This is a genomic window from Bacillus sp. C30 (assembly GCF_040838255.1).
In the GTDB taxonomy this organism is placed as follows: Bacteria; Bacillota; Bacilli; order Bacillales; family Bacillaceae_G; genus Bacillus_A; species Bacillus_A mycoides.
Map to the genome: position 1 here is coordinate 1 of NZ_JBFPJH010000152.1, position 8,129 is coordinate 8,129.

The window sequence follows — 8,129 nt, forward strand, 5'->3', positions numbered from 1 at the left end:
ATATAATAGAAAGAAAGGATCTGTATATCATACAGATCCTTTCTTTCTATATTAACGATTATCGATCTTTTCTGGATATAAATCGTGATTCATCATGCGGTAGTCTGCCATTTTCTCATACTTAGTTCCTGGGCGGCCGTAGTTACAGTAAGGATCGATTGAAATACCACCACGTGGTGTAAATTTCCCCCATACCTCAATATAGCGTGGATCCATTAATTTAATTAAATCATTCATAATAACGTTCATGCAATCTTCGTGAAAGTCACCATGATTTCGAAAGCTAAATAAATATAGCTTTAAAGATTTACTCTCTACCATTCTTTGTTCTGGAATGTAGCTAATATAAATTGTTGCAAAATCTGGTTGTCCTGTTTTCGGACATAAACTTGTAAATTCAGGACAATTGAATTTTACAAAGTAATCACGGTTTGGATGGTTATTATCAAATACCTCTAAAATTTCCGGGCTATATTCAAATAAATATTTTGTATTCTGATTTCCTAATAATGTTACATCTTTTAAATCTTCATCTAATCTTCCTGCCATTTTAAACATCCCTTCTCATTATACCCCTCGTTTATTTCCCCATACTAACGCATGAAGCTGAGGCAGTACTTTCGCATCATTCATTTCTTTACAATTCACAGCTTTTTCAATAAGCCACTCATATTTTTCTAATAGTTTTTTTATAAGCACCGCATCATCCACTGTTTTCGTATCATCATTCCCTACTTGTAAGAAAAATGGTACATTCGGATAACGCTCGTGCATCTTAACTGCATATTCAAAATCTTGATCATCGAATACTACTACTTTTAAACTAAAATCTTTCCCTGCTAGTTTATGAATAACAGAATCTAACATTTGAAAATCTGTTTTCATAGTTGAACTTGGTGGTTTTGGAGAAATCGTTACCTCATCAATTTGAAGCAACCAATCTTGCCATTTACTCCCTTGCGTTTCTACCGCTGTTCGCATTCCATTCTCCTTTAATATAGAAAGAAGAAATTGCATATTTTTCAGCAAAACAGGATTTCCACCCGAAATCGTAACATGAGAAAAATTTTCTCCGCCAATTTCTACAAGCTCATTCCAAATGTCTTCCGGTGTCATTTGTTTAATTTGATCTTTGGCCGATCCATCCCATGTAAAAGCAGAATCACACCAAGCACAGCTATAATCACAGCCCGCTGTACGGATAAACATTGTCTTTTGTCCTACAACCATCCCTTCTCCTTGAATGGTTGGACCAAATATTTCTAAGACGGGGATTTTACTCATCGAGCATCCACTCCCGTCTTACTTCCGCATAACTAGTCGGCGTCTCAAAAAGACGAACAAATTCAACACGAGCTCCCTTATATTCGTTCGCACGATTATCTTTCGTTAATGCTTCTGCCATCTTTTCATAAATCCAAACGACCATATTTTCAGCAGTCGTATTCATTTCTGGCAATGTTTCGTTTAAATAACGATGATCTAAATAAATTTCTATTTCATTTTTCCAAATCTCTTTTATATCTCCAAAGTCAATTGCAAGGCCTATTTCATTTACATATCCGCTAATTCCAAATACGACTTTATATGTGTGTCCATGTAAATTTTTACATTTCCCTTCATAGCAGTGTAAATGGTGCGCTGCGTCAAATGTAAATTCCTTGCTGACCATTACTCTTTTATTATGATATTTGAGTTGTTCACGCTGAATATCCTTGTCCATTTTTTGTAAATTTTCTACGATGCGAAATCCAAAAAAGTTATCCATTAGTTGCTCGCTCCTTCGCGTTCTTGTAGATACGTATCTAATCCCGCTTTACGAAGTTGACATGCTGGACATTCACCGCAACCATCACCAATGATTCCGTTATAACATGTTAATGTTTTTTCTCTAACAAACTCAAATGCTCCCAGTTCATCAGATAATTTCCATGTCTCTGCTTTATCAATCCACATAAGTGGTGTATGAATAACAAACGGATAATCCATAGATAAATTTAATGTAACGTTTAATGATTTCACAAACACGTCACGACAATCTGGATAACCACTGAAATCAGTTTCACATACACCCGTTACAATATGACGTGCTCCAACTTGTTTTGCTAATACAGCCGCAAATGATAAAAATAGTAAATTTCGTCCATCTACAAATGTTGATGGCAATTCGCCTTCTTCATGTGTAATCTCCATATCCGTTCTCGTTAACGCATTTGGAGCAAGTTGATTTAATAAGCTCATATCTAGTATCGTATGTTTAATTCCTAGCTCTTTCGCAATTTCCGCTGCACAATCAATTTCTAATTTATGACGTTGATTGTAGTTAAATGTTACAGCTTCCACTTCTTCAAACTGCTGTATCGCCCAAAATAAACATGTTGTACTATCTTGTCCACCACTAAAAACAACAACTGCTTTTTCTTTTTTCATTTCACTCATTCTCCTTCTCTACTACGAATAAGAAGAAAGAACGTTCTTGAACTGTCACAATAAAAAAACAAAACAATACCTAATGATATTGTTGTTTCCATAGTTTTTTATAGAGGGAGTTCGCGAACCTCTCCCATGCAGTGCACGGAATTTCTTCTTTCATTGACAAAGATTATTGTAACATATTGTATACTACCAGAAAAAATTTCTGATTTTTTCCGCTATTTCACATTTCATTTCTTTCATTTTATAGTATGATTAATTTAATGTTAGAAGAGAGGAGGCATCCCACTGGAACTCTTTATCATTTACCTCTTTTTAAATATATTATCTATTCTCGTTACAATGCTCGTATATCATTTATTTTGGAATCAGAAAGGGAAACGCTCTCCTAAATTAAATTCAGCCATATTTATTGTATTGTGTTGCCTCGCTACCATACTATGTATCACTTTCGCAGCAAAAACAAATAATGGTTTTCAGTTCGACATGCGACATATCGTATTAATTGTCGGCACGTTAACGGGAGGGCCTATTGCTGGTGGTTCTATTTTAGCTGTATTAAACATTTATCGCTTTTTATTGGGAGGAATAGGTGCGTTTCCATCCTTTATCGCTTCTATTCTCCTATTTATTGTTCTACTATTAACATACAAATTTTTTAATCGAAGTTCTAATCATATAAAAATAACACTTGCTATTTTTTACAGTCTTACTTATGGATTTGGTTGGATACCATTTTTCCTTGCAAGTGTTACAAATGAGGCAGATTATATACCACATATCATTGTGTACGAACTATGTACGATGATTGGCACGATCCTTATTTTATATTTACTACACATATTACAAATGCAAGTTCGTCTCCAAAATGAACTTATGAACGCTGAGAAATTTCATTTAATCGGCGAAATGGCAGCTTCTATCTCTCATGAAATTCGTAATCCTTTAACTGCAACGAAAGGTTTTTTACAACTTTTACAGTCAGATACATGTTCTGAGAAAGAACGAAAATTATATATCGACATAGCCATTAATGGTATCGAACAAGCAAATCACGTTCTTACAGACTACTTAACTTTTGCAAAACCGAGTATTGAAAAAGAACAACAATTACAAGTAGAGGAAGAATTACTTCATGCGTTGTCTTTGATCACACCTCTCGCCAATTTAGCAAATGTTCGTATAAATTATATAAAACAAAGTACATCTTTCTTTATCGCTGGCGAAAAGCAAAAACTGAACCAATGTTTATTAAATATTTTTAAAAATTGTATTGAGGCTATGCCTACAGGTGGCGACCTTATTCTTACATTAGTTCCAGACCATAAACATATACAACTATATATAAAAGATACAGGAGTTGGTATGGATCAAGAACAAATAAAACGCCTTGGATCACCTTTCTACTCAACGAAAGAAAAAGGGACCGGACTCGGAATGATGGTCGTCTTCAGCGTCATTCAAGCAATGGATGGAAAGATTGATATTATAAGCGAAAAAGGTACAGGTACAACTTTCTTATTAACTTTCCCACTCATACAAAAAACGTGATGAACTTCATCACGTTTTTTCTGTTCCTTCAACTAATTCTGCAAAAGCTTTCACTTTCCCATGTGGCTTTTGATTTTCTTTCCGAGCTTTCCAGGCGCGCTCTTCTTCTCTCTTTTTCTTTGACATGCTTTTCAACTCCTTCTTTTCTTTTCTACATGTAGTATTCCAAAATGAGAAAGAAAACTATGCATGAGTAAAAAAGAAAAGAAGCGGTTCCCCACTTCTTTCATTTTAACGCTGTAAAATTGCATGTTTCGCTTCTTTTAGCTGTGTAAGATGTCTTTGTTCGTGTAAATCTAGAAATTGAACCCATTGATATAAATTCAAATCATTAAAAATAGGATGTTTTAATCCATTTTCAAATAATTCTTTTTCATCTATTACACTATGAAGGGCATGTAATAATTCTTGTCGTGAATGTTCTAGTAATTGAATTCCTTGCAGTTTTTTCATTAATGTTTCTGTTGGTTTCATTTGTTGAGGAGCTTCCCTTTTATGTGTGCGATCAAGCGTAAGTTGGAGGTCTTTAAATGGAGCAAGTTTTCTTTCTTTTTTTTGCAAAGCATATACAAGGGCAGATGTGACAGACTGTTCAACTAAATGCAAATGATGCAAAATTTGAATAATACTCCATTTATCACGGCGTGGCTTTACATTCACCTCCGTATCATTTAACATTTCAATTTCTGATAACAGCGTGCTTCGTGTAGACTGTAATGAGTGGACTAAAGTTTCTAAACTAACATCCATATTAGATTGAAGCATAGTGCTTTCCCCCCTTTTGTTGGTGAAAAGGGGCGCTCCCCATTAGAAACACCCCTAAAATAATTCTGAATTTTCTTTTATTATCTCATCATTTTTCTATTATGTCGATGTTAAACATAGGAAAAAAGTGCATGTTTTTTACAATTTTGTGTCGTCAACAGCACGTAACCACGCTTCAATTTCTGTAATTACACTTTTTACACACCCTTCAGCGAATGGTGATGTTAAATTTGCAACTTCTACTAATTCTAAGAATGATTTACTTCCACCTTGTTGACAAAGATTCACATAATCTTCCCAAGCCTCTTGTCTATTATCTCTTGCACGTTTCCAAAATTGCAGTGCACAAATTTGAGCTAACGTGTAGTCAATATAATAGAAAGGTGAGCTATAAATATGACCTTGACGTTGCCAGAAACCACCACGCTCTAAATAATCATTATCTTCATAATCACGATGTGGTAAATACTTCTTCTCTATGTTACGCCATGCTGACTTACGTTCTGCTGGCGATGCTTCTGGATTTTCATATACATAATGTTGATATTCATCTACAGATACACCGTACGGTAAAAATAGAAGTGCTGAACTTAAGTGTGAGAAATAATATTTATCCGCATCTTCTTCAAAGAATAACTTCATCCATGGCCATGTAAAGAATTCCATACTCATTGAATGGATTTCACATGCTTCATATGTTGGCCAATTATATTCTGGAATTTCATACTTACGACTTTCATATACTTGGAAAGCATGACCAGCTTCATGTGTTAATACATCAATGTCCCCAGACGTTCCATTAAAGTTTGAGAAGATGAATGGCGCTTTATAATTCTCGATATATGTACAATATCCACCACCAGCTTTTCCTTTTTTCGCAACTAAATCTAATAAATCATTATCGAGCATGAAATTAAAAAACTCATCTGTTTCAGCTGATAATTCTTTATACATCGTTTTCCCGTGATTAATAATCCAATCGGCATCGCCTTTTGGAGTTGGATTACCTGTAGCAAACTCAAAGTTTTCATCATAATAAGCAAGCTTTTCTACACCAATGCGTGCTTTTTGTCTATTTCTTAACTCGGTTGCAACTGGAACGATATAATCTAATACTTGCTGACGATAGTTCGCTACCATTTCAGCATTATAATCTGTACGATACATTCTTGCATATCCTAATTCAACAAAGTTTTTAAAACCAAGTGTTTTTGCGATTTTCGTTCTCACTTTAACAAGCTCATCATAAATACGATCTAACTCTTCCTCGTTCTCAGCTAAAAATCCGTAGTATGCTTCACTTGCTGCTTTACGTTCACTTCTTTCTTTTCCTTGCATAAACGGAATAAGTTGCGATAACGTTCTTTCTTCTCCTGCAAAGTCAATTTTTGCAGATGCTAATAACTGTGTATATTGTGAAGACAATTTATTCTCTAATTGTAAATCTTTCACTACTTCATCTGAATATGTTTTTAAATCACATTCAGCTAGAGCAAATAATTGCTTTCCATAATACGCCTCTAATTCTTCGCGGAATGGAGAATGAATTAACGCATTATAATACTTTGTACCATACCCTTGTACAACTGGAGAGAATTCATCAAAGAAATCCTGCTCATCCTTATAAAAGGCATCTGTCGTATCAACAGAATGACGAATGTAACAAAGGTTACCCATTGTACCAAAGTCATTACGAATTTCGTTAATTGAATTGATAACTTGTTTTTGTTCTTCTACAGTTTTTGCGTTATCAAACTTCTCTAAAGCAACAGTAAATTCCCCTTTTAATTCTTCAATATTTGGCCGTTTATATTCATAGTCTTTAAATGACATGAACGAGCCCCCTCTCCATTATATGCATCATTATTATAATTCAATTCTTACTTACAAATCTCCTCTTATTCTTCAGCAAAATGCGGTAGATGATATCATAAATACATGCACACAAAAAAGCCTTGGATTTCTTTATCCAAAGCTCCTTTGGAACATATCATTATTTTTCATACTTTCCAATCTTTTTTAATAGATCAAGTAATTCATCCTTTTCATCTTTCGTTAACATTTCAAAAGACTGATATATAACTTGCTCATGACCTGGAAAAATAGAAGCAATAAAGCTCTCTCCAGACTCCGTTAATTGTGCATAAATAACACGCCTGTCATTTGGACATGGAATTCGTTTTACAAGCCCTTTTTTCTCTAGCTTATCTACAACGTATGTAATGCTGCCACTAGCTATTAAAATACGCTCACCGATTTGCTGAAGTGGTTGGCCTCCTTTATGATATAGTAATTCTAATACAGCAAACTCAGTTGGATTTAATCCGTTACTTTGTATGGATTTATTTGTAGTATCCATAACAGAACGATGTACACGGGATAATGCAATAAATACTTTTAAAGATTGAGAAATGTCTTCTCGCTCATTATTTGATGTCATACCATTTCAACCCTTCACTTAAATTCTCCGCAACAAAAAGAAAAGCAACGTAGCACTTCATTACAACTTCCGAATGAATATTCACTCATTCCTTTTCCTTTCCCTAATGTAATGCAAATGATTCTTGAATAAAAACATGACAATTTTAACATAGTTTATATATAATGATAATAAAAAAAGAAGGAGTACCAAATTTGAAAGTCAAATTACAAAGCATAGTTTTTTACATACTGCTTGTTATACTGCCAACGATAGGGATTAGTGCCACATTTTTTTCATATCACACTTATCAAATGAAACAGGCAAACAAACTATCTGCTCACACTGTTCTCTTTTTATATAGAGACTATTTAGACCATCACCTTGGTGAAGCTATATCTGCCTTAGAAATGCTCGCAAAAGTCGTAGGGACCGAAACTGGAAACATCAATGGGATTAAACAGATTGTACATGATACCGATGGAAATGATGAACGTTTTTCCGGTCTATATTACGCTACGACAGATGGGATGATTACACTCGCATCCCAAGGCGATTCGCCGCCTATTGACGTTTCTGACCGCCAATACATCCAAGATGCATTGCAATCTAAGAAAACAACTGTATCATCAGTTATTACAGATCGCGTTCTTGGACATCAAGCTATTATGATTGCGTCTCCAATATTTAATAGACAAAAGGAACTCTCAGGATTATTATTAGCAAGTTTACGCTTTGACTACATTTCAGCCTCTTTAAATGCTATTAAACCACAATATCATTTCGAAGTGACTGATAAACATGACGTAGTTTTTCTAACCGATGATAATAACGAAACAAGCGATGGGCATTCTAACATGCTTACTACCCCACTCCAAAGATTAAATTGGAAAGTCTCTGTTTCTCCGTTACCTATTCATCAACAAACTTTATACCAGTTAGTTGCAATAGAGTGTATAGC

General features: G+C 34.5%; 10 protein-coding genes and 1 riboswitch. Of the genes, 2 read left to right on the plus strand and 8 right to left on the minus strand.

Translation table 11 applies throughout. From position 1 onward, the window contains the following. Positions 1-51: 51 nt before the first annotated feature. The 4 genes from queF to queC are packed head-to-tail and all read right to left on the minus strand — an operon-like array spanning position 52 to position 2,430. Complete coding sequence (queF, locus tag AB3X49_RS14400; RefSeq protein WP_002086808.1) at positions 52-549, minus strand: preQ(1) synthase; 498 nt, start codon at positions 547-549, stop codon at positions 52-54. An 18-nt stretch (positions 550-567) separates the two neighbouring features. Further along, positions 568-1,284 (minus strand): 7-carboxy-7-deazaguanine synthase QueE, encoded by a 717-nt coding sequence (queE, locus tag AB3X49_RS14405; protein ID WP_002086811.1) that lies wholly within the window; start codon positions 1,282-1,284, stop codon positions 568-570. After that, positions 1,277-1,768 (minus strand): 6-carboxytetrahydropterin synthase QueD, encoded by a 492-nt coding sequence (gene queD / locus AB3X49_RS14410; RefSeq protein ID WP_002011526.1) that lies wholly within the window; start codon positions 1,766-1,768, stop codon positions 1,277-1,279. The genes queE and queD overlap by 8 nt, the downstream gene beginning before the upstream one ends. Beyond that, entirely contained in the window at positions 1,768-2,430 is a 663-nt protein-coding gene (queC, locus tag AB3X49_RS14415) for a 7-cyano-7-deazaguanine synthase QueC (protein WP_002086813.1), read from the minus strand. Before queC ends, queD begins: the two co-directional genes overlap by 1 nt. Positions 2,431-2,523: 93 nt before the next feature. After that, a riboswitch (PreQ1 riboswitch) is annotated at positions 2,524-2,567 on the minus strand. A 208-nt stretch (positions 2,568-2,775) separates the two neighbouring features. On the opposite strand from queC, the gene AB3X49_RS14420 reads away from it, so the two are divergent. After that, on the plus strand, positions 2,776-3,984 hold the full coding sequence (locus AB3X49_RS14420) for an ATP-binding protein (RefSeq protein ID WP_002126178.1): 1,209 nt from the start codon (positions 2,776-2,778) through the stop codon (positions 3,982-3,984). A 9-nt stretch (positions 3,985-3,993) separates the two neighbouring features. Here AB3X49_RS14420 and AB3X49_RS14425 read toward each other — a convergent pair whose 3' ends face one another. The 4 genes from AB3X49_RS14425 to AB3X49_RS14440 form a co-directional block, all read right to left on the minus strand. Next, on the minus strand, positions 3,994-4,110 hold the full coding sequence (locus AB3X49_RS14425; protein WP_000038354.1) for a DUF6254 family protein: 117 nt from the start codon (positions 4,108-4,110) through the stop codon (positions 3,994-3,996). Positions 4,111-4,215: 105 nt separating this feature from the next. Then, the gene (locus tag AB3X49_RS14430) at positions 4,216-4,749 is read right to left on the minus strand and encodes a DinB family protein (protein WP_002030551.1); all 534 of its coding nucleotides are present in this window, start codon (positions 4,747-4,749) and stop codon (positions 4,216-4,218) included. Between the two features lie 138 nt (positions 4,750-4,887). Continuing rightward, the gene (locus tag AB3X49_RS14435) at positions 4,888-6,582 is read right to left on the minus strand and encodes a M3 family oligoendopeptidase (RefSeq protein WP_088039006.1); all 1,695 of its coding nucleotides are present in this window, start codon (positions 6,580-6,582) and stop codon (positions 4,888-4,890) included. A gap of 160 nt (positions 6,583-6,742) precedes the next feature. Further along, positions 6,743-7,189, minus strand: a complete 447-nt coding sequence (locus AB3X49_RS14440) for a MarR family winged helix-turn-helix transcriptional regulator (RefSeq protein ID WP_002064378.1) — start codon at positions 7,187-7,189, stop codon at positions 6,743-6,745. Positions 7,190-7,383: 194 nt separating this feature from the next. Here AB3X49_RS14440 and AB3X49_RS14445 point away from each other — a divergent pair. After that, a partial coding sequence (locus tag AB3X49_RS14445) for a PDC sensor domain-containing protein (RefSeq protein WP_367962921.1) occupies positions 7,384-8,129 on the plus strand: 746 nt, incomplete at its 3' end.